Origin of the sequence: Streptomyces sp. S4.7 (assembly GCF_010384365.1) — a bacterium.
Lineage (GTDB): Bacteria > Actinomycetota > Actinomycetes > Streptomycetales > Streptomycetaceae > Streptomyces.
The window spans coordinates 7,368,266-7,391,402 of record NZ_CP048397.1 but is presented as its reverse complement, the minus strand read 5'-3'; the positions used below and the strand labels follow the sequence as shown (position 1 = coordinate 7,391,402).

The window sequence follows — 23,137 nt, the reverse complement described above, 5'->3', positions numbered from 1 at the left end:
TGAGCAGAGAGAGATACGGGCACCAGTGGCCCGTACGAGGGGAAGTGGCCGCATGAGCGTCTCGGTCGTCCTGTTCACCAGCGACCTGCGTCTGCACGACAACCCCACCCTGCACGCCGCCGTCACCGGGGCCGACGAGGTGGTGCCGCTGTTCGTCCTCGACAAGGCCATCGTGTCGGCCGGGTTCGCCACGCCCAACCGGCGTGCTTTCCTCGCCGACTGTCTGACCGATCTCGACGACGGGCTCCGGGCGCGCGGCGGGCGGCTCGTCGTACGTACCGGCGATGTCGTGGACTCGGTGTGCGAGGTCGCCGCCGAGGTCGGCGCCGGGGAGGTGCGGACGGCCGGCGGGGTCAGCCGCTACGCACAGCGGCGCGAGGAGCGACTGCGTCTCGCGCTGGAGTCCGACGGCCGCCGGCTGTACGTCCACGACGCCACTCTGACAGCGCTCCCGCCGGGCGCCGTCACGCCGGCCGGCTCGGATCACTTCGCGGTCTTCACCCCCTACTTCCGGCACTGGTCGCAGGAACGCCTCCGTGACGTGCTCCCCGCGCCCCGGACGGTACGGGTCCCGGCGGGGGTCGGCTCCGACCGCGTGCCGGCGCGCGCGGACACCTCGGGCGTCTCGGAAGGTCTCGCCGCGGGAGGCGAGAGCGCCGGGCGCAGACGCTTCGCCGCCTGGAAGCGCGGCGGGCTCGCGACGTACGAGAGCGGCCATGACGACATGGCGGGCGACTTCACCTCGCGGCTCTCGCCGCATCTGCACTTCGGCACCCTGTCCCCCACCGAACTCGTCCAGCGGGCACGGCGGGCGGGCGGGGCGGGCGCCGAGGCGTTCGTACGGCAGCTGTGCTGGCGGGACTTCCACCACCAGGTGCTGGCCGCCCGCCCCGACGCCTCGTCGGTCGACTACCGCACCCAGCACGACCGTTGGCGGTCCGCGGAGTCCGCCGGCGAGGAGATCGAGGCGTGGAAGGCGGGTCGTACCGGATATCCGGTGGTGGACGCCGCCATGCGCCAGCTGCTCCACGAGGGGTGGATGCACAACCGGGGCAGGCTGCTGACCGCGAGCTTCCTGACCAAGACGCTGTACGTGGACTGGCGGATCGGCGCGCGGCACTTCCTGGAGCTGCTGGTGGACGGCGATGTCGCCAACAACCAGCTCAACTGGCAGTGGATGGCCGGTACCGGCACGGACTCGCGCCCCAACCGGGTGCTCAACCCGGTGATCCAGGGCAAGCGCTACGACCCGGACGGCCGTTACGTACGCCGATGGGTGCCCGAGCTGAGCGGGCTGGCGGGCGCGGCCGTCCACGAGCCGTGGAAGCTGCCGGGACGCGAACGGGCCCGGTACGACTACCCGGAGCCGCTCGTGGAACTGGCCGAGGGCCGGGACCGCTTCCAGCGGGCCCGCGGGAAGGACTGAGCCCGCGCCGACCGGGCGGGCGGCCCGGTCGGAGCACCGTCGGCGTCCTCTGCGTGATCGACGCCGACGCGGCCGACGCGGTGGCGGGGCCGGTGCGCAAGGCGGCGTAGGGGCGACCGGATCCGCAGGTGGCGAGCACCATGATCGGCACCCCTCGGCCGGCGTTTTCCAACGGACCTGGAGAGCACGGGTTTCCAGTCCGGTTCGGCGTCCGGCCGTCCGGCCGTCCGGCCGTCCGGTCATGGCCGCTCCGCCGCGTGCCCGTGGTCGACCGCGTCGAGCAGGGACCAGAGCACGTCGCACGTGAAGCGGAGCGCGGCGACCGCCGCTTCCTGCTCCCGCCGGGTCCGCGCCGAGTTGCCGATCGAGGTCAAGTTCATCGCCCGTCTCCGAAGGGCGAGTTGACCGGCCGGCCGTGGTGCGCACTGAGGCCACGGCCGACAGCGCCCGGTACGGCCCGGACTGACGGTGACAGGTACACACGGCAGTTCCGCAGTCCGGGCAGGTCGGGGATCCGCTCGACCCGCCAGTCGCGGGCGTACGCCGGGGGCCCGTCCTGTCCCGCGACCACGAAGGCCACCGGCTTCTCGCTTGCCACGGCGACGAGTTCGGAAGGGGTGATGCTCCCGTCGTGACCGCCGGTCTGCCGTGACGCGCAGCCGATCCGGAAGGCGACCCTGATCGCCTCCGTTCCGCTGACCACACAGGGCGGCGTAACACCCTGACGTGCGAACTCGGCGGCGATCCGGTCGAACTTGCCCCGGTCGACACGGCTGCGCTCGGCGCGGTCGCCGACGACGGACCCCTGGACCCACAGATGCGCGACCGCCGCCGCCACGAGCAGGACCACGACCGGCCCTCGGGGCCGCGCGGTCCTGACGAGCCAGGTCAGGAACAGCGCGGTGGGCAGCGCGAGGAGCGCGTACACGGGAAGCAGGAAGCGCGGCGCGGCGTATCCGATCAGGAGCAGGTACTGCGCGGCCATCGACAGGCCTACCAGCGTCGGCACCAGTACGAGCGGCAGCCGCCGCAGGCGCGCGGCGACCAGTACCCCGCCGAGGGTGAGCAGCGGCAGTGCGAACCACCAGATCGCGGTGGCCGGCCGCCGCCAGCGGACGTCGCAGGGACGGCAGAGCAACCGCCCGTCGAGCGAGCGCATATGGTCGCCGAAGACGAGGTTCCAGCCCAGATGGCCCTGGATCTCGCTGGCCCGCGCGAGCCGTGTGAAGAGCCCGCCGTAACTGACGTACGCCTCGATGATCCACTCCGCGCAGCCGACCGCCCCGCCCGCGGCGAGCGCCGCCAGGAGGGCCCACCTGCGCCATCGCCGGACGCCGAGCGCGATGAGTGCGAGGGGCGCGGAGAGCCAGAAGGCGTCGGTGGGGCGCATGAGCGCGACGAAGGCGACAGCGACGCCGAGTCCGACAAGGGCCGTGCGGTCGGTGCGATCGCGTGCGGCCCGGAGGAAGAGTCCGACGGCACAGAGGCAGCCGAGGGCGACCCAGAGGTTCGGCATGACCTGCGGCCCGTAGTAGACCGTGATCCACAGTCCGGCGAACAGGGCCCCGGCCAGGGCGAGTACGGATGCGGGGAGCAGGCGCCGCCACACCCACAGGGCGAGGAAGAGTCCGGCGCCGGAGAGCAGCGCCAGATAGACGCGGAGCACGTCGATGGAGGAGGTGAGCGAGGTCACCGGCGCGATGAGGAAGGTGATGCCTCGCGCCCGGGGGGCGCTGAAGAACGCGGTGTCGGAGGCGGCGCGGCTGACTTGGCTGGTGTACACGGTCTCGTCCCAGCCGAGCCCGGATCCCGGTACGACGAAGACGAGTTGGACGATCGTGTAGAGGCCGGCGACGACCGCCGTCCACAGGAGACCGCCGCCGGCCGTCCAGTCCCCGGCCGGGCGGCTCGTCTCTCGCAGGCCGGTCGCGACGGCCTTGGTCTGTGTCATGGCCCAACGCTGCCTGGCGGTTGCCTGCCGGGCCGGGGGGACACGCCATGGGGCGAATATTAAGAAATCGCATCTAAAACATACGATTCACCCGATGGGCGTGTATTCCGGCATCGGGGCCCGTCCTCAGGACGAGACCATCCGGCGCGCCAACTGGACGATATGGGCCCGCAGATCGGCGTCGGTGCCGGTGCCGGTGTCCGCGCGGGTGCCGTTGCCGCCGCCGCTGTCGTCGGCGGCCGGCCCCAGGATCAGCCGGGTGATCTGCGGGAACGCGGTCGGCAGGATCGCGAGGCCGATGAGCGCGAGGAGCGTGCTCGCCGCCTCGCTGTCGGACTCGGTGCCCAGGGCGCCGGAGAGCGTCGCGACCATGTCCCGGTAGCGGGCGGTGCGCGGCTGCTCGTTGGGCAGTCCGACCCGGTCGTCGTAGTACAGGGCCTCCCACATCATCAGGCGCAGCAGTTGGGGGTTGCGCCGGTGGAGGTCGTAGATCCGGCCGGCGAACTCGGCCGGGTCGCCGGCCGGCGGTCCGAGCAGTTCGGCGTGCTCGGTCAGGGCCTCGGAGACGACCGCGGCGAACAGCTTCTCCTTGCTGCCGAAGTAGCCGTAGATCCGTTCCTTGCTGACGCCCGCCTGCTCGGCGATCCGGCCGACGCGTGCGCCGCCCATGCCGTGGGCGGCGAATTCGTCGCGGGCCGCGGCCAGCAGCCGGGTGCGGGTTCCTGCCAGTTGTTCGGTGCGGGGCATGGCGGAACCCTACATTGCCGACCAGACGGTTGGTTGGCTACGGTGCGGATCATGACGGCGACGCGAGGAGAGCTGGACCGATGACCGACTCGATGACCGGCGGCCGGGCGGATGGACGGTCGCACGCAGGAGCCGGGGCGGACCCCGAGGTGTGGGTGACCGGCCTCGGGGCGACCACGCCTCTCGGCGGTGACGTGGCGACCACATGGGCCGCCATGCGGGCCGGGGAGAACGGGATCGGCGTACTGGACGACGACTGGGCGGCCGGACTGCCCGTCCGGCTGGCGGCCCGGCTGCGGGTGGACCCGGCGACGGCGCTGGCGCGGACCGAGGCCCGCAGGCTGGACCGGTGCGAGCAGGCCGCGCTGGTCGCCGCCCGCGAGGCATGGGCCGACGCGGCGCGTCCGGGGGCCGATCCGGAGCGGATCGCGGTCGTGATCGGTACGGGCGTCGGAGGCGTACTGTCCCTGCTCGGCCAGGACGACATCCTGGAGCGGTCCGGTCCGCGCAAGGTGTCGCCGCACACGGTGCCCATGCTGATGGCCAACGGGCCCGCGGCCTGGGTGAGCATCGATCTGGGGGCGCTCGGCGGGGCGCACACGCCGGTGAGCGCGTGCGCGTCCGGGGCGGAGGCCGTCGCCATGGGTCTCGATCTGATCCGGCTCGGCCGCGCCGATGTGGTGGTGGCGGGGGGTACGGAGGCGTGTCTTCACGGGCTGCCCCTGGCGGGGTTCGCACAGATGACGGCACTGTCCAAGGCCAACGACGATCCGGCGGGCGCGTCGCGCCCCTTCGACGCGGCACGCGACGGCTTCGTCCTGGGCGAGGGCGCGGCCGTACTGGTGCTGGAGCGCGCGGAGTTCGCCCGCTCGCGCGGCGTTCGCGCCCACGGGGTGCTCGCCGGTGCCGGGGTGACGTCCAGCGGTCGGCACATCACCGCGTCCGACACCACGGGGCAGGTACGGGCCATCCGTACGGCCCTGAGGTCGGGCGGACTCTCCCCGCGCGACGTCGGACTCGTGCACGCGCACGCCACATCCACCCCGCAGGGCGACGTGGCGGAGGCGGACGCCGTCGCCGAGGCCGTCGGCAGACATCCGGTCGTCACCGCGACCAAGTCGATGACGGGCCATCTGCTGGGGGCCTCCGGGGCCCTGGGGGCGATGGCGACGGTGCTCGCGCTGCGGGACGGCACGGTGCCGGCCACCAGGAACCTGGACACGCTCGACCCGGCGATCGACCTGGACGTCGTCTCCGGCGGACCGCGCCGGGGCACCTGGACGGCGGGGGTCGCCAATTCCTTCGGCTTCGGGGGGCACAACGTCTCGCTGGCGTTCACGGCGGCGTGACCTTCGTTGGACACGCCGTGCCGCCACACCGAGGATATGGGGAGGAACAGCCCGTTTCGCCCAGTGAGGACTCAGCGCCCATGCCGCAGCGCACCACCGGAGGGTTCTCAGTCGGTTATCTCGGCGCCGCGGTCGTCTTCGCGATCGGCATGCTGGGTACGACGCTGCCCACCCCGTTGTACGGGCTCTACCGCGAGGAACTGGGCTTCTCCGAGTTCATGGTGACGGTGGTCTTCGCCGTCTACGCCTTCGGGGTCATCGCCGTACTCCTTCTGGCGGGCGACTTCTCGGACCAGATCGGCCGTCGGCCCGTCCTCTTCATCGGGCTCGCGCTCTCCGTCGCCAGCGCGGTGTGCTTCCTGTCGGAGGGCGGGCTGCCCCTGCTCTTCGCGGGGCGCCTCCTGTCGGGCTTCGCGGCCGGGCTGTTCAGCGGCGCCGCGACCGCCACCGTGATGGATCTGGCGCCCCCGGGCCGTGAGGCACGCGCGGGGCTGGCCGCCACGGCGGCGAACATGGGCGGTCTGGGATGCGGCCCGCTGCTGGCGGGACTGCTCGCGGAGTACGCGCCGCTGCCGCTGCGACTGCCGTTCGCCGCGGCTCTGGGGCTCGCGATCGTGGGCATGGTCCTGACCTGGTTCCTGCCGGAGCCGGTCGAGCACCGGACGCGGCGGCCGAGGTTCCATCCGCGGGGGCTGAAGGTGCCCCCGCAGGTGCGCGGGATCTTCGCGCCGGCGGCGCTGGCCGCGTTCGCCGGCTTCGCGCTGCTGGGACTGTGCACGGCGGTGTCGCCCACGTTCGTCGCGACGACTCTGGACGAGCCCAATCTGGCCGTGGCGGGTGCCGTCGTGTTCTCGGTCTTCCTGGCCTCGACGGTCGGACAGTCCCTGATGGGCCGGGTGGGTGCGGCCAGGGCGCTGCCGGGCGGCAGCCTGGTGCTGGTGGCGGGGGTCGTACTGGTGGGCGCTTCCCTGCTCGTGGAGTCGCTGGCACTGCTGGTGATCGGCGTGATCTGTGCCGGGCTGGGGCAGGGGCTGGCGTTCCGCGCCGCCATCACGGCCATCGGCGCGGCGGCGCCGCAGGAGTCGCGTGGCGGCACGATCTCGACGTTCTTCGTCGTCGCGTACGTCGGCATCTCGCTGCCGGTGATCGGGATCGGCGCGCTGACGCTGCTGCTGAGTCTGCGGGTCTCGGGGCTGATCTTCACCGGGTGCGTGGCGGTGCTGGCGGCCTGTGTCGGACTGTACGAACTCCGCGAGCTGCGGGTACGGCGGAACGCGGGTCCGGCGTCGGACGGCTGAGAGGACTCGGACGTCGGCCGGGCGGGGCGGGCGGCGGGCGGCGGGCGGCGGGCGGCGGGCGGCGGGCTACCGTACGCGCGCGGCTCCGACGTAGAAGCCGCTCTCCTCGTTCGCCGGGGCGGGTGTGTCCTTGTACCACTCGGGAGCGCGGACGAGACCCGGCTCCACCAGGTCCAGCCCCTCGAAGAACCGCTCGACCTCGGCCCTGGTGCGGGGCCGCAGCGTGATGCCGCCGGACCGGTAGGTGCCGGTGACCTTCTTCGCCTGTTCGGGGTCCAGGAAATCCGCGGTGCCGTGCGAGATCACCAGGAGGCTGCCGGACGGCAGGGCGTCGACAAGGGTCCGGGTGACGCCGTACGGATCGTCGTCGTCCCCGAGGAAGTGCAGCACCGCGACGAGGGACAGCGCGACGGGCCGGTCGAAGTCCAGGAAACGGCGGGCGTGTTCGAGGACGTCGTGCGGCCGGCGCACGTCGGTCTCGACGTAGTCGGTCGCCCCTTCGTCCGTGCTGATCAGCAGGGCCTCGGCGTGCCGGAGCACGACCGGGTCGTTGTCCGCGTAGACGATCCGCGCGGACGGGACGATCTTCTGCACGATCTGGTGCAGGTTGGGCTGGGTGGGTATGCCGGTACCGATGTCGAGGAACTGGTCGAACCCGCTCCTGGCCGCCCAGGCGACGGCACGGTGCATGAACTCCCGGTTGATCTGCGCGCCCCGCTGCGCACCCTTGGCCAGCTTCTCCGCCAACTCCCGGTCGACCGGGTAGTTGTCCTTGCCGCCCAGGAAGTAGTCGTAGAGCCGGGCGGGGTGCGGCTTGCTGGTGTCGATCTGCGGCTTGGGAGTGCCAGATGTCATGCGCCGGATTATGTCACCGTGAGCACGCGCCCGATGACCCGCCCTCCGGCTGTGACGGCGTCAACTGGCGTGCCCCGTGGGCCTGTTCAGGCCAACGCGGTCAGCTGACGGCCAGTCGGTAGACCTGTCGTGGGCCGCCCTCCGGACCGGGATCGGTCACCTCGGCGGGGGTGAAGCCCAGCCGCTCGTAGAAGACACGGGCGCCGCTGTCGGCGGCGCCCGGATGGTCGGCTCCGAAGGTGACCACCTCGACGGTGCCGGGACGCGTGACGTACCTCTTCATCGCGTCGGCCATCAGCGCCGCACCGACTCCCCGCCCGCGCGCCTGCCGCGAGACGACGAGCCAGTGGATGTGGAAGGTCGGGGCGTCGGACCCGAACAACAGCCCGCCGGAGAGCGGCGGTTGCGAATCCGGGCCGTTGTCCGGGCCGACTGCGACGAGGGCCTTTGAGCCACGGATGTGCTCGGCCACGGCAGCACTGAAGCCGGGGTGATCGACCATCGGCCCGAACCAGTGCTCCACCTGGGCGGCGAGGCAGAGAAAACCGGCCAGATCCCGCTCACGCGCGAGTCTCACGATCACGCGGACATTCTGACAGCGCCCCGGGACCGCGACGGCGCGCACGTCCGGTCTCCCTTCACAATGCAAGCGTGGCGAACGCGAAGACGAACACGGAGACGCACTTGGACACGGGCCTGGGTTCGAAACCGACGCTGATCGTGGTCAGCGGGCCTCCGGGCGCCGGCAAGACCACGCTCGCGCACGAGATCGCACGCGCCGTGGGCTGCCCCGCCGTCTGCCGGGACGAGATCAAGGAAGGCATGGTCCACGCCACGCCGGGCTGCACGCCGGACCTCGGCGACGCGCTGAACCTCCGCACACTGCCCGCCTTCTTCGGCGTGCTCGAACTGCTCGTCGGCGCCGGGGTGACGACGGTCGCGGAGGCCGCGTTCCAGGACCGGTTGTGGCGGCCCGGTCTGGAGGGTCTGCGGGAGCGGGCCGAGATCCGGATCGTGCACTGCTCGGTCGACGCGGACGTGGCGCCGGCCCGGCGGCTGCGCCGGGCCGAGGAGGATCCGGTACGCGCGGCGCACGAACCCGCGTCGCCGCTCGATCCGGCGGCACACGTCCGGGGCCACGACGGATTCGACCGGGTCGCGGTCGACGCGCCGTGGATCGAGGTCGACACGACGAACGGCTACGCCCCCGGGCTCAAGGAGATCGTGGCCTTCATGACCGGCCGCGGCATCCGGCCGTCTCTCGGGTGATCGCGCGGCCCCGCGGATGAGCGCGTCCGCCTCCCACGGGCGGGCGGGCCGTGAAACCGTACGGGGATGAGCACCTTCGTACCGCCTCCGGCGACCGCCGCATGGGCGCACGAGCACGCGCGGCACGGCTTCGAGGTCGTCTACTTCCGGCGCTCGGGCGAGGTACGGCGGGACCAGCACACACCGCACGGGCAGGAGTGGCTGCATGTCGTCGGGTGCACCACCGCCGTGGAGGACGGCCGGACGTGGACGGTGGACTACGACATCACCCTGGACACCGGCTGGGTGACGCGCCGGGCCGTCGTCACCTGCCGGTCCGAGGCCGGAACGCGCTCGACCGTGCTCCAAGCCGACGGCGCGGGCCACTGGCGGGTGGACGGGGCGCCGGCGCCGTATCTCGACGGGTGTCTCGATGTCGATCTGGAGTCGTCGGCCATGACCAACGCCCTTCCCGTGCACCGCTTCCGGCTGCCGGTCGGGACGCTGACGGCGGCCCCGGCCGCGTACGTACGCGCACTCGACCTGTCCGTCGAACGGCTCGACCAGGAGTACCGGCGCGCCGCCGACGAGGGGCCGCGGCAGTGTTACGACTACGCGGCCCCGGTCTTCGACTTCCGCTGCCGGCTGGTCTACGACGAGTCCGGTCTGGTGCTCTCGTACCCGGGGATCGCCACCCGCGCGGCATAGGACAGCGGGCGTCACAGGCCTCATGGAGGGGATGGGGCAGCGGGCAGCCGTACGCGCCGCATCACCGGATCGGGAACTCGACCCCGTGCTCGCTCTCCGGGCGCGGGCCCAGTACGCGCCGCTCGGACTCGTCGATCCGCAGGTCGTTGATGCTCGCCTCGCGGCGCCGCATCAGGCCGTTCTCGTCGAACTCCCACAGCTCGTTGCCGTAGCTGCGCCACCACTGGCCTCCGCCGTCGCGGCACTCGTACTGGAACCGCACCGCGATCCGGTCCCCGTCGAACGCCCACAGGTTCTTGCGGAGCGCGTAGTCCATCTCGCGCGACCACTTGGCGCTCAGGAACTCCACGATCGCCGGGCGGCCGGTGACGAAGGTGTCGCGGTTGCGCCAGACGGAGTCGACCGTGTACGCGCCGGCGACGCGCTCGGGGTCGCGGGTGTTCCAGGCGTCTTCGGCGGCCTGCACCTTCTTGAGTGCGGCGGCGCGGTCGAACGGCGGTACGGGCGGGCGGACGCTCATGTGCATCTCCTTCAAGGACGGTCTCGTCGGCCGGCGGTGGGCGTGGGCCGGGTCCGGGTCCGGGTCCGGGGCTAGGATCACCAAACGATTCTCACCCTGCACCGCATTCGAATCCATCAATACCGGGAGAGCATCATTGTTCACCCTCGTCCAGCTGACCAACTTCGTCGCCGTCGCCGAGGAGCTGCACTTCGGGCGGGCCGCCGAGCGGCTTCAGATGACCCAGCCGCCGCTCAGCCGTCAGATCCAGCTCCTTGAGTCGACGCTACGGGTACAGCTCTTCGACCGCACCAACCGTTCCGTACGGCTGACGCCCGCCGGCCGCGCGTTCCTGCACGAGGCCCGCCGCATTTTGCGCCAGACGGAACAGGCAACGATCGCCGTACGTCAGGTGTCCACGGGCGAGGCGGGCGCCATCGCCATCGGTTTCACCGCCGCCAGCGCGTACTCCATGCTCGGCAAGGTCCTCGACACCGCCCGCGCGGTCATGCCGGGGGTGGAGATCGTCCTGCGTGAGATGGTCACCGGCGACCAGCTCGACGCGCTGACGGAGTCCAGCCTGGATCTGGGGCTGGTACGGCCTCCGGTGAACAGCCCGGAGCTGAGCTCCCGGCCCGCGGCTCAGGAACGGCTCGTGGCCGCGCTGCCCGCGGGCCATCCGCTCGCCGAGGGGGGCGGCGCGCTCGACATCGCCGCGTTCGACCGGCAGGACGTACTGATGTACTCCACCAAGGAGTCCCGCTACTTCCACGAACTGCTCATCAGCGTCTTCCGGGCCGCGGGCATCGCCCCCGCCTTCAGCCAGTATCTGAGCCAGGTCCACAGCATCCTCGCCCTGGTGAACGGCGGCTGGGGCATCGCGCTGGTCCCGGAGGCCGCCACCCAACTCCGTTACGCGGGCGTGGTCTTCAGGGACGTACACCTGGCATCCCCGGCGCCGGTCGAGCTGTCGCTCACCTGGCGCACCGGCAACGACAATCCGGCGCTGCACGCCCTGCTCCGGCATCTGTGAGTCTCCGGGCCGGCACGTCCGATTCAATTTCGGTATCGCAGCATACGAAACAAGTGTTTGACCTGTATGCGTGCGCGTCCTAGCTTCCTCGGTAGCGAGAGCCGCATCCCGCACCGATCCCGGAAGGACTCCCATTGAGCGCCCCCGCATCCGGTGCCCGCCCGCCGCAGGTCGTCTCCGTCCGTGTCGTGCCCGTCGCCGGGCGGGACAGCATGCTGCTCAATCTCAGCGGCGCGCACGCCCCCCACTTCACCCGCAATCTGGTCGTCCTGACCGACTCCGAGGGGCGTACCGGGGTCGGTGAGGTGCCGGGCGGTGAGGGCATCCGGACGACGCTGGAGGAGTCGCGCGACCTGGTCGTGGGCAGGTCCGTCGGCGACCACCACGCCGTACTGCGCGCCGTGCGCGAGCGCTTCGGTGACCGGGACACGGCGGGACGCGGCGCCCAGACCTTCGATCTGCGGGTCACGGTGCACGCGGTCACCGCGCTCGAATCCGCGCTGCTCGACCTGCTCGGCCAGCACCTCGGGCTGCCCCTGAGCGCGCTGCTGGGCGAGGGGCGGCAGCGCGACAGGGTGCCCGTGCTCGGCTATCTCTTCTACGTGGGTGACCGGGGCCGCACCGACCTGGCGTACCGGGACGGCAGCGACGAGCGGGACGACTGGCTGAGGCTGCGCGACGAGGAGGCGCTGACCCCGGAGGCGATCGTCCGGCTCGCCGAGGCGGCCAGGCGGCGTTACGGCTTCCAGGACTTCAAGCTCAAGGGCGGCGTGCTGCCGGGGCACGAGGAGGCGCAGGCGGTACGGGCACTGGCCGAGCGATTCCCGGAGGCGCGGATCACCCTGGACCCGAACGGCGCCTGGCCGCTCGCCGAAGCCGTGTCGCTGGGCCGCGAGTTGCGCGACGTCCTGGCGTACGCGGAGGATCCGTGCGGCGCGGAGGGCGGCTACTCGGGCCGGGAGACCATGGCCGAATTCCGCCGCGCCACCGGGCTGCGTACCGCGACGAACATGATCGCCACCGACTGGCGGCAACTCGGTCACGCCGTACGCGCCGACGCGGTCGACATCCCGCTGGCCGACCCGCACTTCTGGACGATGAACGGTTCGGTGCGGGTGGCGCAGCTCTGCGAGGCGTGGGGGCTGACGTGGGGGTCGCACTCCAACAACCACTTCGACGTGTCGCTGGCGATGTTCACGCATGTCGCGGCCGCCGCTCCGGGTGAGATCACGGCGATCGACACGCACTGGATCTGGCAGGACGGCCAGCGGCTCACCACGCGGCCGTTCGAGATCAAGGACGGCATGCTGGAGGTGCCGGAGCGGCCGGGGCTGGGTGTCGACCTCGACATGGAGCGGGTGGAGGCGGCGCACGAGCTGTACCGGAGCCTGGGACTGGGGGCCCGCGACGACGCGACGGCGATGCGGTATCTGGTGCCGGACTGGCGGTTCGACAACAAGCGCCCGGCGCTCGTACGCGACACCGATCGCCGCCGCCCGCGGTAGCCCTGGAGCCCCCTGGACAGACCTGGGTCCTGTCCGGCGGACCCGGGTCCTGTCCTCAGACCGGCGTCTGGCTCACGACGCCTGGCACGCCCGCCCGCCGCGTTGTCGGACTCGCCCGAGTACGCCCGGTGCGGATGCGATCCTCCGTCTTGCGGTCGCACGCACCGGACGCCGCGGGCCCCGCCCTGCGGACGGACGACGCCAGTTCGAAGACACGGACCTAGTAGAGGGACAGACCGTAGACCGACAGCCACTCGACGACCGGCTGGTAGTAGGTGACGCCGCCCGATGAGCAGTTTCCGGACGAGGCGACGATGATGCCGAGTGCGGTGGTTCCGGAGAACGCGGGACCACCCGCGTCGCCGGGCTCGGAGCAGATGTTGGACCTGAAGAGTCCGCTCACCGAGCCCTCGGGATAGTTGACCGTGAGGTTCACGCCCGTGACGGTGCCGCAGTGGACGCCGGTCGTCCGGCCGGTGTGGCAGAGGGACTGACCGACCGTCGGATTCGCGGCGCCGGTGATGTCCTGGTTGCCACCGCCACCGAGTGCGACCTCACCGGGGAAGGACACCGTCGAGCTGTTGATGTAGCGGATGAGGGCGTAGTCGTTGCCCGGGAAGCTCGATCCGGCGGTGGTGCCGACGAACACGCTCAGGGCCGCGTCCGCGTACCAGTTGGAGGTGCCCTGGGCGCAGCGCCCGGACACCAGGCCGAAGAAGGTGGCGCTGGTGCGGGCGTTGAAGCCGACGGTGCAGCGGATGCCGCCGCTGCTGTAGATGACATTGCCACCGCGTACCTGGACGACCTTGCCGCTCAGGGTCGTCGGGGCGGTCGCGGCGGCCGGCTCCTGCGCGTACGCCGTCGATCCGGTCGCGGCGGACCAGCCGAGCAGCAGGGTCAGCGCCGCGACGGCGGACGCGGCGGTGCGGATCGCTCTTCGGAACGGTCTCTCGATGCGGTACGGACTCATGTTCCCTCCCCGATTCCCTGTCATGACATGTCATGCGCCTGCCATTCTGGAGGGGCGGGGCGGGATGTTGCAGTCCGAAAGACGCCATTCGGCCGGACCCGGCCAAGCAGGGCCGGACTCGGCCAGCGGGTGGCTGGACTCGGCCAATCTTGTGGCCGAACGCGGCCAGGGACCCGGCCGCGCCGCTCACCCACCGTGGTGCCGGGCCGCGGCCTCCAGGTCCAGGAGCACCGACTTGGCGGTGGGACCGCCCGCGTAACCCCCGAGCGTTCCGTCGCTGCGCAGCACGCGGTGGCAGGGGACGACGACGGGGAGCGGGTTGGTCGCGCAGGCCGTGCCGACCGCTCGGACCGCCTTCGGGTTGCCGACGAGACGCGCGACCTCGGCGTAACTCAGCGTGCGTCCGTAGGCGATCTCCGGGAGGTGACGCTGCACCAGCTGCCGGAACCCGCGCGAAAGCGACAGATCGAGGGGCAGGTCGAACGTCCTGCGCGCGCCGGTGAAGTACTGGTCGAGCTCGCGGGCGACGTCGTCCAGGCGTCCGGGGGCGCGCAGCACCCGGGGGCTCAGCGTCGTGGCGAGGGTGTCGAGGACCTTGTCGTGGTCCTGGTTGTCGAAGGCCACGCGGACGAGGCCCTGCTCGGTCGACGCGAGCAGCAGGCGGCCCACGGGGCTGTCGACGACGGTGTACGCGACGTCCAGCAGGCCGTCGCGGCCTGCCGCGTCCTCCAGCCTGGTGTGCAGCCGGGCGAGGGTCTCGGGGTCCGCGCCGGCGCGGGCGAGGAGTGTGGAGAGGTCCGGGTCACGGGTGGTGTCGTTCACGGTGTCGCTCCTTTCGGCTTCGCGTTCCCGCGGGGCTCGGGCCGGGCGCGCGGGTCGGTGTCCGCGCAGGCACCGGCGTCGGCGTCCGCTTTTCCGGACGCGCCCCGGTCCCGCTCCGCGAGGGTGGTTCTGAGCGCCTTGATGCCGTCGGAGGCGGCGCGCCGTGCCGCCTCGGGGGTGCCGCCGACGATCTCCGCGACCTCCCGGTAGGGCAGTCCGGCGAAGTGGTGGTACGCCACCGCCTGCCGCTGTTTCCCGGGCAGTGCCCTGACGGCTCGCCACAGGTCGTGGTCGGTCCCGCCCGGCAGGCCGACGGTCGACGGCCGCTCGGGCAGGTCCGCCACGGGGACCGCGTGCCGCTGCCCGGCGCGCGTGAGGTCGATGGCCTTGCGGTGGGCGATGGTCACGAGCCACGCCTCCACGTTGGCGTCGTCCGGCAGGTCCGGATAGGCGCGCATCGCCGCGAGGAACGTCTCCGACCAGGCGTCATCGGCGTCGTGGACGCCCACCACCGCCCGGCACACGCGGAGCACGGTGTCCGCGTGCTCCGCGACCACCCGCTCGAAAGGCTTCTTCATGTCCATCATTCCGTAGACGTCCCAGCCCCCCGGAACGTGAGGTCCGGCGTCCGTGGGCCGCCCTCAGAAGAGCCTGGCCTCCTTCACGGTCCGCGGCTCCTCGATCTCCAGGAGGCGCTGTTTGCGCTCCAGTCCGCCGGCGAAGCCCGTGAGCTTCCCGTTGCTGCCGACCACCCGGTGGCAGGCCACGATGATGGAGATCGGGTTGTGGCCGACCGCCTGGCCCACGGACTGCGCGAGCGCCTTGTTCCCGAGCCGTTCGGCGAGTTCGCCGTAGGTGGTGGTCTCGCCGAACGGGATCTCACGCAGCATCGCCCAGACCCGCTCCTGGAACGCGTCCCCGTCCGTCCGCGTCGGCAGGTCGAACGCGGTCCGCTCGCCGTCCAGGTACTCGCCGAGCTGGGCCGCCGCCTCTGTGAGCAGGGTGTCCTCCTGCACGTCGACGCGCCTGCCGAGGCTCGCCCCGGACGGCATGTACCAGTGGTGCGGGAAGTACAGGCCGGTGATCGCGCCGCCCGACGCCACCACGGTCAGCCCGCCGAGCGACGTCTCGACGACCGCGTGAGCGATGTCCGTTCCGCCCCTCGCGCACCCGTCTGCGCCTGTGTCCGTGGCTCTGTCCATGCCCATGGTGTCGGCCTCCCTCGCGTACCGCGTTTCACCTTCGGTACGCAGACGCGTGGGAGCGGAAGAACGTGAGGTCATGGGCGGAGTGCTGCCTCGCGGCGGTGCGCCGGGGTGGTTCTCGGCTGCGCTCCGTCGCCAGATCTTTCGTCTCTCCGTGGACATTGAGTGTCGGAACGCTGCGAAAGAAGGTTTCCAAAAGCGCCTCCGCCGACCATTTCGCGGCGCTGAGCTGGCCAAACGGTCTCGTGAAGGTCATCGGGCCGACCAGCCGGAAAATCATGACGCTGCGTAGCCATAAGGCCGGAACCGGACACCCATCGAGAAAGTTATTGTGATCTGGAGCACAGCCTCGGACGCGGACGCGCCGCGAACGTTCCGCGAGCATGTCAGGTCGATATCAACAACATGATCCACGGATGACGCGCATGAAGAACGCCCCCTGACCCCCCGTCCGCCGGAATCCGCCGCGCGTCAAAGTCGCACAGATGTTCGAAAAATGGGGATGGTGACTCTCTGCGATCGGTTGACTCTGGGGAAGCGCGGCTACTTAACTGCCAATCCCCACAACTGCCCCCCCGCAACTGGAGAGTTCATGCGGACTCCAGGACCTTCCTGGTCCAACGACTTTTCCCTGCCGCATTCGGTCATCGTGATCAACCCTCTTCAACGGCCGTCCCCACGACTGACCGCCACGGCCGCGGCAGCCGGCGCGATCGGCGTCCTCGAGCTCCCCGTCGAGGACCCCCGCGAGACGGTCGACCTGCTCGACCGCACCTGTCGCTGGTCGTCCGTGCCGTTCGGCGTCCGCGTACGGGAAGGCTGTTCCGCGACCGCCGGCGAGCTGCCCGAACTCGTGGACACGGTGCTCCTCGCCGACCCCGCGCGGTCGCCCGCCGAGTTCGCCGGCCTCCGCGTCCTGGTCGAAGTCACCTGCCTGGCGGAGGCGTTGAGCGCCGCCGAGGCCGGTGCGGCCGGGCTGATCGTGCGCGGCTCGGAGAGCGGCGGACGTGCGGGCGAGCTGAGCACCTTCGTCCTGCTCCAGCAGGTGCTCGCCGAACCGGCCCTGGATCTGCCGGTCTGGGCCTGCGGCGGCATCGGACCGCACACCGCCGCGGCGACAGTCGCCGGCGGCGCGGCCGGTGTCGTGCTCGACACCCAGCTCGCGCTGTTCGACGAGGCAGGTCTGCCGACCGAGCTCGCCGGGGTGCTGGCCGGGCTCGACGGCTCGGAGACCGTGCTTCACCACGGGACGCGCGTGCTGCGCCGCCGTGGCCCCGGTGCCCCCGAACTCCCCTCGGACCGGGCCGAGTTCGCCTCCAGGATCGGTACGGACGATCTCCGTACCCAGTTCGTCCCCCTCGGCCAGGACGCCTTCCTCGCCGCCTCCTTCACCGAGCGCTGGTCCACGGTGGCCGAGGCGGTACGCGGCATCGCGTCCGCCATGGCGGACACCTTCACCGACGACGCGCCGGCCGCCGCGCTGGCCGCCGGGTCGGCCGGGGCGCGCGCACTCGGCACCCGACTGCCCATCGCCCAGGGGCCGATGACGCGCGTCAGCGACGAACCGGCCTTCGCGGCGGCGGTCGCGGCCGACGGCGGTCTGCCGTTCCTCGCGCTCGCCCTGGCGAACGCCGACCGGACCCGCTCGATGCTGCGGCGCACCCGCGACGCGCTCGGCGACGCCAAGTGGGGCGTCGGGATCCTCGGTTTCGCCGACGAGGAGATCAAGGCCGCGCAGCTCGACGTCGTCCGGGAGTTGCGGCCCACGCACGCGATCGTCGCGGGCGGCAGGCCTGCCCAGGCCGCGGCGCTGGAGGCGGAGGGCATCACGACCTTCCTGCATGTGCCCTCCCCCGGACTGCTGCGGCAGTTCCTGGCGGCGGGCGCGCGCCGGTTCATCTTCGAGGGCGCCGAGTGCGGCGGCCATGTCGGGCCGCGCAACAGCTTCCCGCTGTGGGAGGCGCAGACCGAGGTCCTGCTCGAATTCCTCGCCGAATCCGGGGCCGGCGCCGAAGGCGGTCAGGAGACGGCCGCCGAGCTGACCGTGCTCTTCGCCGGTGGCATCCACGACGAGCGGTCGGCCGCGATGGCCGCCGCGCTGGCGGCCCCGCTCACGCGGGCCGGTGTCGCGTTCGGCGTACTGATGGGCACGGCCTATCTGTTCACCGAGGAGGCGGTACGCGGCGGCGCCATCCAGCCGCTCTTCCAGCGCCGGATCCTCGACGCGGAGCGGACCGATCTGCTGGAGACCGCGCCGGGTCACGCCACCCGGTGCGCGCGCAGCGCCATCAGCGAGGACTTCGCCGCCCTCAAGGACGAACTGCGCGAACAAGGCGTGCCCGACCGGGAGATCTGGGAGCGTCTGGAGCGGTTCAACGTCGGCCGGCTCCGGCTCGCCAGCAAGGGCATCGAGCGCGTCGGCGACGACCTGCTCGCCGTGGACGAGGCCCGGCAGTCCGACGAGGGCATGTTCATGGCCGGCGAGGTCGTGGTCCTGCGGGACGCGGTCACCACCGTCGCCGCGCTGCACGAATCGGTGACCGGGGGCGCGGCGGCCCGACTGCGGGTCAGGGCCGGCGAACTGCGCGGTCCGCTCGGCATCGACGCCACCGACGAGCGGGCGGCTCCCGAGCCGCTGCGGGTCGCCGTGGTCGGCATGGCGGGTATGTTCCCCGGCGCGCCCGACCTGGCCGACTTCTGGGCCAACATCATCGCGGGCAAGGACTGCGTCACCGAGGTCCCGGCCCAGCGGTGGGACCAGGAGCGCTACTACGCGCCGGACGGCGACGGCGAGCGCACCCCCTCACGCTGGGGCGGCTTCCTGCCCGAGATCCCGTTCGACCCGCTGCGCTACGGCATTCCGCCGGCCTCTCTCGCCGCCGTCGAACCGGTTCAGCTCCTCGCGCTGGAGGCCGCGCGACGCGCGCTCGCCGACGCGGGGTACGACGCGAAGGGCACCGATCACGCCCGTACGTCGGTGGTGTTCGGCGCCGAGGCGGGCAGCGACCTGTCCAACGCGACGACGCTGCGTACGGTGCTGCCCGGCTACATCGGCGAGATCCCGCCCGCGCTCGACGAGCAACTGCCGCGGCTCACCGAGGACTCCTTCCCCGGGATGCTCGCCAACGTCATCGCGGGGCGCGTCGCCAACCGGCTCGACCTCGGCGGTGCCAACTACACCGTCGACGCCGCGTGCGCCTCCTCGCTCACCGCCGTGGACGTCGCCTGCAAGGAACTCGTCTCGGGCACCAGCGACATGGTGCTGTGCGGCGGCGCAGACCTGCACAACGGCATCAACGACTATCTGCTGTTCTCGTCCGTGCACGCGCTCTCCCCCACGGGCCGCTCGGCCACCTTCGACGCGGCCGCCGACGGAATCGCGCTCGGCGAGGGTGTCGCGTGCGTGGTGCTCAAGCGTCTCGCGGACGCGGAGCGCGACGGCGACCGAGTGTACGCGGTGATCGACGGAGTGGGCAGCGCGAGCGACGGCCGCGCGCTCGGTCTGACCGCGCCGCGCCCCGAGGGCCAGCACGCCGCCCTCACCCGCGCCTACCGCAACGCCGGTGTCTCACCCGCCGATGTGGGCCTCGTCGAGGCACACGGCACGGGGACCGTCGTCGGGGACCGCACCGAACTCGGCACGCTCACCGAGGTGTTCACCGAGGCCGGTGCGGAGGTGGCCAGTTGCGCGGTCGGCTCCGTCAAGTCCCAGATCGGGCACACCAAGTGCGCCGCGGGTCTCGCCGGGCTGATCAAGGTGACGCTGGCGCTGTACCACGGTGTGAAGCCGCCGACCCTGCATCTGAAGGAGCCCAACTCCGCCTGGAAGTCGGAGAGCAGCCCGTTCGTCTTCCACACGAAGGCGACCCCGTGGGCGGCGGAGCCGACGGAACGTATCGCGGGAGTCAGCGCCTTCGGATTCGGCGGCACCAACTTCCACGCCGTTCTACGCGCGTACACCCAGGCTCCACCCGCGCATTCACTCGACACCTGGCCGGCCGAACTCTTCACGTTCCGGGGCCTGGACGCCGAGGCCGCACGACGGTCGGTCCGGGCGCTTCAGGACCTCCTCGCCAAGGGTGGCCGGTGGAGGCTGCGCGACTACGCGCGTAGCGCCGCACAGCGGAGCGACCGGGCCGCGGTGCGTGGCGAGCGCGTATGGATCGCCGTGGTGGCGGACAACCTCGCCGAGCTGCCCGGACTGCTGCGCCGCGCGGCCGAGGGGGAACACGCGCCCGAGGCGGGAATCCACTCGGCCGGGGCGGCTGAGACGGCCGACATCGGCGACGGGAAGCTGGCCTTCCTGTTCCCCGGACAGGGCAGCCAGCGTCCGGGCATGCTGGCCGAACTCTTCGTCGCCTTCCCGGAGTTGCAGCGCCATCTCCAGCTCGGCGCGCGCTGGGCCGATGTGCTCCACCCCCCGGCCGCCTTCGGCGAACAGGGCAAGGCGGGTCAGCTGGCCCGTATCACCGACACGGCCGTCGCCCAGCCCGCGCTCGGGGTGGTCGAACTCGCCGCCGCCGAGTTGCTCGCCTCCGTCGGCGTACGTCCGGCCATGGCGGCGGGACACAGCTACGGCGAACTGGTCGCGCTCGGGGTGGCCGGGGCGCTCTCCCCCCGGGACGTCATCACGGCGAGCGCCGAGCGCGCCGAGGCGATCCTGTCCCGGACCGCGGGCGGCGACCCCGGCACGATGGCCGCCGTCACCGCGTCGCCCGAGCAGGTGGACGAGGTGCTGCGGCTGGCCGGTCTCGCCGGTGAGGTGGTGGCCGCGAACCGTAACTCGCCCACCCAGACGGTCATTTCGGGGCCGACCGAGCAGGTGGCCGCCGCGGTCGCGCGGCTGCGGGACGCCGGGCACTCCGTCAAACCCCTCCAGGTGGCGTGCGCCTTCCACAGTCCGCTGCTGGCCGGCGCGGGCGACGCCTTCGCCGAGCGGCTCGGCGAACTGACCGTCTATCCGCCCGCGTTCGACGTGTGGGCCAACCGCACGGCCGAGCCCTATCCGACGGATCCCGCCGGGGTACGGGCGGGGCTCGCCGCCCAGATCGGCTCGCCGGTCAGGTTCGCCGAGCAGATCGAGGCCATGTACGAGGCCGGTGCCCGGGTCTTCGCCGAGGTCGGTCCGGGCCGTGTGCTCAGCCGACTCGTCTCGGCCGTACTCGGTGACCGTCCTCACCGCACGGTTCCGCTCGACGGGGGGCGGGGCGGCGGACTGTCCGGTTTCCTCACCGCCCTGGCCCAACTCGCCGTGAGCGGTGCCGATGTCCGCACCGGCAGGCTTTTCCGGGGCCGGGACGCGGTCGATCCGGAGACGGCCGTCGCCGAGCGGAGTCCCGGCTGGACCGTGGACGGTCAGCTCGTCCGTCTCGCCGACGGAACCATTCCCCCTCACGCCCTGCACCCCGCCCGACCCGTTACGGAGCTGATCGTGCCGGAGAACCATTCCCCCCACGCCCCCCACAGCGCGCCGGACGCCCTCGTCGCCGAGTTCCTGCGCACCAGCCGCGATCTGGTGGCCGCCCAGCGCGACGTCCTGATGACCTACCTCGGTGGTCCGGGAGCAGTCGCCGCCGTCTCCGCCCCGGCCGCCGTCACCTGGCAGCCCGCGGCTGTCGCCGCACCGACCGCACCGTCGGTCCTCACACTGCCCGCCGCCGTGTCCCCCACCGCGGCGGCGGGCCCCAGCACGACGAACGGCACCGAGCCAGCACCCGCGACCGTCCCGGAGACCGCCCCGGCCACGTCGCCGACGGACCCGGAGTCCGTGCTCGCCGCCGTACTGACCGTGGTGGCGGACCGCACCGGCTACCCGGTCGAGATGATCGAGCCCGAGCTCGATCTGGAGGCGGACCTCAGCGTCGACTCGATCAAGCGCGCCGAGATCGCCGGTGAACTGGCCGTACGCCTCGGCCTGCCCGTCGACGCGAGCGGCGAACTGGAGGGTCTCAGCACGGCGCGCACCGCGGCCGGAATCACCGGCCTGCTCGTCGAGCGGCTCACCGGCTCCGACGCGCCTGCCGGCGGGGACGCCCCGCCGGTGGTGGAGACGGTCCCGGCGCAGGACGACCCTGCCGAGGCGGAGATCCTTGCGCCGCAGCGGCTGGAGTTCACCGAGGCTCCGCTGGACGAGGTGACCGGCACGATCGCCGCCGGGGCCCGCGTACTGCTGCTCGGCGGCGGGTCTGCGCCCGCGCTGGCCGAGCGGCTGCGTGCGGCCGGTGCCTCGCCCACGCTCGTACCCGCCGGTGAACTGCCGACGGCGACCGCCGACGCCGTCGTCGTTCTCGACACCCTGGACGCGGCGGAGCCGCCGTTCCCCGCGGCTCTCCCGCTGTTCCAGGCGGCGCTCGCGGGCGCGCCCGGCACGCTCGTCGCCGTCGAGCGCAGGACCGAGGGGTCGGCCAGCGGTCTGCGCGGCTTCTTCCGCAGTGTCGCCCGTGAGTACCCCGACATGAAGACCACCCTCGTCGAGGTGGCGGCCGACGCGACCGCCGACGCGGTGGCCGACGCCGTCGTCACGGAACTGGCCGCCACCGACCGGGAACCGGTCGTCCTCAACGACGGCGGCAGGCGGCGTGCGCTGCGGCTGACCCCGACCGATCTGGGGGCGCTCGCCGCCACCGGCGCGGGTCCGGCGGGCGAGGGCCAGGCCGAGGCCGAGGCTGCGGGGCTCGACCGGGAGTCGGTCGTCCTGCTGGTCGGCGGCGCGCGCGGGATCACCGCGCGCTTCGCCCGCACGATCGCCTCGGCGAGCCGGTGCCGTATCGAACTCATGGGCAGGACCCCGGTGCCCGCTCCGGTGGAGGACCCGGCCACGGCCGGAGCCGCCGACCATGACGGTCTGCGGGCGGCCTTCCTGGCCACCGGTCTGACCTCTCCCGGCGAGGTGGAACGCCGGGTCGGGGCGGTCCTCGCGGAACGCGAGGTGCGCGCCACCGTCGACGCCCTGCGGGCGCTCGGCAGCGAGGTGCGCTACCACTGCGTGGACGTGCTGGACACGGAGGTCGTACGGGCCACGGTCAAGGACATCTACGCCGAGCACGGCCGGCTCGACGGTCTCGTGTACGCGGCCGGGGTCATCGAGGACAAGCTGCTGGCCGAGAAGTCGGCGGAGTCCTTCGGCCGCGTGTTCTCCACCAAGGTCGACGGCGCGCGCGCCGTGCTCGACGCGGTGGACGTACTGCCTCGCGGCCCGCGTTTCGCGGTGCTGTTCGGCAGCATCGCCGCGGCGCTCGGCAACCGCGGCCAGTCCGACTACGCGGCGGCCAACGACGCGCTGGAGGAGCTGGGCCGCCGCTGGTCGACGGACGACCGGCGCGGTCTGACCGTGCACTGGGGCCCGTGGGCCGCCGCCGAGACCAACGGCGGCATGGTCACCCCGGCGCTGATGCGTATCTACGCCGCGCGGGGGATCAAGCTCATCGACCCCGAGGAGGGGCCCCTGAGTCTGCTGCGTGAGCTCGCCTGGGGCGCGCCCCAGGTGCACGCGGCCGTCTACACCGCGTCGGGCTGGTGACA

At 72.3% G+C, this 23,137-nt stretch carries 18 protein-coding genes; 8 read left to right on the top strand and 10 right to left on the bottom strand.

What is annotated here, in order from left to right; translation table 11 throughout:
* Positions 1 to 52: 52 nt before the first annotated feature.
* Positions 53 to 1,426 (top strand): deoxyribodipyrimidine photo-lyase, encoded by a 1,374-nt coding sequence (locus tag SSPS47_RS32475; protein WP_164254013.1) that lies wholly within the window; start codon positions 53 to 55, stop codon positions 1,424 to 1,426.
* Positions 1,427 to 1,665: 239 nt separating this feature from the next.
* Here SSPS47_RS32475 and SSPS47_RS32470 read toward each other — a convergent pair whose 3' ends face one another.
* The 3 genes from SSPS47_RS32470 to SSPS47_RS32460 all read right to left on the bottom strand — a co-directional run bounded on the left by SSPS47_RS32470 (position 1,666) and on the right by SSPS47_RS32460 (position 4,124).
* Positions 1,666 to 1,806 carry a hypothetical protein gene (locus SSPS47_RS32470; RefSeq protein ID WP_164254012.1) on the bottom strand — a complete coding sequence of 47 codons (141 nt, stop codon included), beginning with the start codon at positions 1,804 to 1,806 and terminating at the stop codon, positions 1,666 to 1,668.
* On the bottom strand, positions 1,803 to 3,377 hold the full coding sequence (locus tag SSPS47_RS32465; RefSeq protein WP_203557984.1) for a hypothetical protein: 1,575 nt from the start codon (positions 3,375 to 3,377) through the stop codon (positions 1,803 to 1,805). Before SSPS47_RS32465 ends, SSPS47_RS32470 begins: the two co-directional genes overlap by 4 nt.
* Before the next feature lie 126 nt (positions 3,378 to 3,503).
* Positions 3,504 to 4,124 (bottom strand): TetR/AcrR family transcriptional regulator, encoded by a 621-nt coding sequence (locus SSPS47_RS32460; protein ID WP_164254011.1) that lies wholly within the window; start codon positions 4,122 to 4,124, stop codon positions 3,504 to 3,506.
* 92 nt (positions 4,125 to 4,216) lie between these two features.
* On the opposite strand from SSPS47_RS32460, the gene SSPS47_RS32455 reads away from it, so the two are divergent.
* Both SSPS47_RS32455 and SSPS47_RS32450 read left to right on the top strand, forming a co-directional pair.
* Positions 4,217 to 5,473, top strand: coding sequence for a beta-ketoacyl-[acyl-carrier-protein] synthase family protein (locus tag SSPS47_RS32455; protein ID WP_164255260.1), 1,257 nt, complete (start codon positions 4,217 to 4,219; stop codon positions 5,471 to 5,473).
* Between the two features lie 80 nt (positions 5,474 to 5,553).
* On the top strand, positions 5,554 to 6,771 hold the full coding sequence (locus SSPS47_RS32450; protein WP_164254010.1) for an MFS transporter: 1,218 nt from the start codon (positions 5,554 to 5,556) through the stop codon (positions 6,769 to 6,771).
* Between the two features lie 66 nt (positions 6,772 to 6,837).
* Here SSPS47_RS32450 and SSPS47_RS32445 read toward each other — a convergent pair whose 3' ends face one another.
* Positions 6,838 to 7,626 (bottom strand): SAM-dependent methyltransferase, encoded by a 789-nt coding sequence (locus SSPS47_RS32445; RefSeq protein WP_164254009.1) that lies wholly within the window; start codon positions 7,624 to 7,626, stop codon positions 6,838 to 6,840.
* Between the two features lie 100 nt (positions 7,627 to 7,726).
* Complete coding sequence (locus tag SSPS47_RS32440; RefSeq protein ID WP_164254008.1) at positions 7,727 to 8,209, bottom strand: GNAT family N-acetyltransferase; 483 nt, start codon at positions 8,207 to 8,209, stop codon at positions 7,727 to 7,729.
* A 68-nt stretch (positions 8,210 to 8,277) separates the two neighbouring features.
* Between SSPS47_RS32440 and SSPS47_RS32435 the strand changes: the two genes are divergently transcribed.
* Positions 8,278 to 8,895 carry an AAA family ATPase gene (locus SSPS47_RS32435; protein WP_239065154.1) on the top strand — a complete coding sequence of 206 codons (618 nt, stop codon included), beginning with the start codon at positions 8,278 to 8,280 and terminating at the stop codon, positions 8,893 to 8,895.
* A gap of 66 nt (positions 8,896 to 8,961) precedes the next feature.
* Positions 8,962 to 9,582 carry a putative glycolipid-binding domain-containing protein gene (locus SSPS47_RS32430; RefSeq protein ID WP_164254007.1) on the top strand — a complete coding sequence of 207 codons (621 nt, stop codon included), beginning with the start codon at positions 8,962 to 8,964 and terminating at the stop codon, positions 9,580 to 9,582.
* A 61-nt stretch (positions 9,583 to 9,643) separates the two neighbouring features.
* Here SSPS47_RS32430 and SSPS47_RS32425 read toward each other — a convergent pair whose 3' ends face one another.
* Positions 9,644 to 10,102: a nuclear transport factor 2 family protein gene (locus SSPS47_RS32425; protein WP_164254006.1), complete on the bottom strand. Its 459-nt coding sequence runs from the start codon at positions 10,100 to 10,102 to the stop codon at positions 9,644 to 9,646.
* A 136-nt stretch (positions 10,103 to 10,238) separates the two neighbouring features.
* Between SSPS47_RS32425 and SSPS47_RS32420 the strand changes: the two genes are divergently transcribed.
* Positions 10,239 to 11,114 (top strand): LysR substrate-binding domain-containing protein, encoded by an 876-nt coding sequence (locus SSPS47_RS32420; protein ID WP_164254005.1) that lies wholly within the window; start codon positions 10,239 to 10,241, stop codon positions 11,112 to 11,114.
* 134 nt (positions 11,115 to 11,248) lie between these two features.
* Positions 11,249 to 12,619: a glucarate dehydratase gene (gudD, locus tag SSPS47_RS32415; protein WP_164254004.1), complete on the top strand. Its 1,371-nt coding sequence runs from the start codon at positions 11,249 to 11,251 to the stop codon at positions 12,617 to 12,619.
* 220 nt (positions 12,620 to 12,839) lie between these two features.
* Here gudD and SSPS47_RS32410 read toward each other — a convergent pair whose 3' ends face one another.
* The 4 genes from SSPS47_RS32410 to SSPS47_RS32395 form a co-directional block, all read right to left on the bottom strand.
* Positions 12,840 to 13,589 carry a S1 family peptidase gene (locus SSPS47_RS32410; protein WP_164254003.1) on the bottom strand — a complete coding sequence of 250 codons (750 nt, stop codon included), beginning with the start codon at positions 13,587 to 13,589 and terminating at the stop codon, positions 12,840 to 12,842.
* A gap of 186 nt (positions 13,590 to 13,775) precedes the next feature.
* Positions 13,776 to 14,411: a methylated-DNA--[protein]-cysteine S-methyltransferase gene (locus SSPS47_RS32405; RefSeq protein ID WP_164254002.1), complete on the bottom strand. Its 636-nt coding sequence runs from the start codon at positions 14,409 to 14,411 to the stop codon at positions 13,776 to 13,778.
* Entirely contained in the window at positions 14,408 to 14,989 is a 582-nt protein-coding gene (locus SSPS47_RS32400) for a sigma-70 family RNA polymerase sigma factor (protein WP_164254001.1), read from the bottom strand. The genes SSPS47_RS32405 and SSPS47_RS32400 overlap by 4 nt, the downstream gene beginning before the upstream one ends.
* A 63-nt stretch (positions 14,990 to 15,052) precedes the next feature.
* Positions 15,053 to 15,613, bottom strand: coding sequence for a methylated-DNA--[protein]-cysteine S-methyltransferase (locus SSPS47_RS32395; RefSeq protein ID WP_164255258.1), 561 nt, complete (start codon positions 15,611 to 15,613; stop codon positions 15,053 to 15,055).
* A gap of 595 nt (positions 15,614 to 16,208) precedes the next feature.
* On the opposite strand from SSPS47_RS32395, the gene SSPS47_RS32390 reads away from it, so the two are divergent.
* Positions 16,209 to 23,135: a type I polyketide synthase gene (locus tag SSPS47_RS32390; protein WP_164254000.1), complete on the top strand. Its 6,927-nt coding sequence runs from the start codon at positions 16,209 to 16,211 to the stop codon at positions 23,133 to 23,135.
* Positions 23,136 to 23,137 lie beyond the last annotated feature (2 nt).

What these genes read in the sequence shown, in the direction of transcription:
- SSPS47_RS32475 (WP_164254013.1), top strand. Translation starts at nt 53, where the DNA reads ATGAGCGTCTCGGTCGTCCTGTTCACCAGCGACCTGCGTCTGCACGAC.
- SSPS47_RS32470 (WP_164254012.1), bottom strand. Translation starts at nt 1,806, where the DNA reads ATGAACTTGACCTCGATCGGCAACTCGGCGCGGACCCGGCGGGAGCAG.
- SSPS47_RS32465 (WP_203557984.1), bottom strand. Translation starts at nt 3,377, where the DNA reads ATGACACAGACCAAGGCCGTCGCGACCGGCCTGCGAGAGACGAGCCGC.
- SSPS47_RS32460 (WP_164254011.1), bottom strand. Translation starts at nt 4,124, where the DNA reads ATGCCCCGCACCGAACAACTGGCAGGAACCCGCACCCGGCTGCTGGCC.
- SSPS47_RS32455 (WP_164255260.1), top strand. Translation starts at nt 4,217, where the DNA reads ATGACCGGCGGCCGGGCGGATGGACGGTCGCACGCAGGAGCCGGGGCG.
- SSPS47_RS32450 (WP_164254010.1), top strand. Translation starts at nt 5,554, where the DNA reads ATGCCGCAGCGCACCACCGGAGGGTTCTCAGTCGGTTATCTCGGCGCC.
- SSPS47_RS32445 (WP_164254009.1), bottom strand. Translation starts at nt 7,626, where the DNA reads ATGACATCTGGCACTCCCAAGCCGCAGATCGACACCAGCAAGCCGCAC.
- SSPS47_RS32430 (WP_164254007.1), top strand. Translation starts at nt 8,962, where the DNA reads ATGAGCACCTTCGTACCGCCTCCGGCGACCGCCGCATGGGCGCACGAG.
- SSPS47_RS32425 (WP_164254006.1), bottom strand. Translation starts at nt 10,102, where the DNA reads ATGAGCGTCCGCCCGCCCGTACCGCCGTTCGACCGCGCCGCCGCACTC.
- SSPS47_RS32410 (WP_164254003.1), bottom strand. Translation starts at nt 13,589, where the DNA reads ATGAGTCCGTACCGCATCGAGAGACCGTTCCGAAGAGCGATCCGCACC.
- SSPS47_RS32400 (WP_164254001.1), bottom strand. Translation starts at nt 14,989, where the DNA reads ATGAAGAAGCCTTTCGAGCGGGTGGTCGCGGAGCACGCGGACACCGTG.
- SSPS47_RS32395 (WP_164255258.1), bottom strand. Translation starts at nt 15,613, where the DNA reads ATGGACAGAGCCACGGACACAGGCGCAGACGGGTGCGCGAGGGGCGGA.
- SSPS47_RS32390 (WP_164254000.1), top strand. Translation starts at nt 16,209, where the DNA reads ATGCGGACTCCAGGACCTTCCTGGTCCAACGACTTTTCCCTGCCGCAT.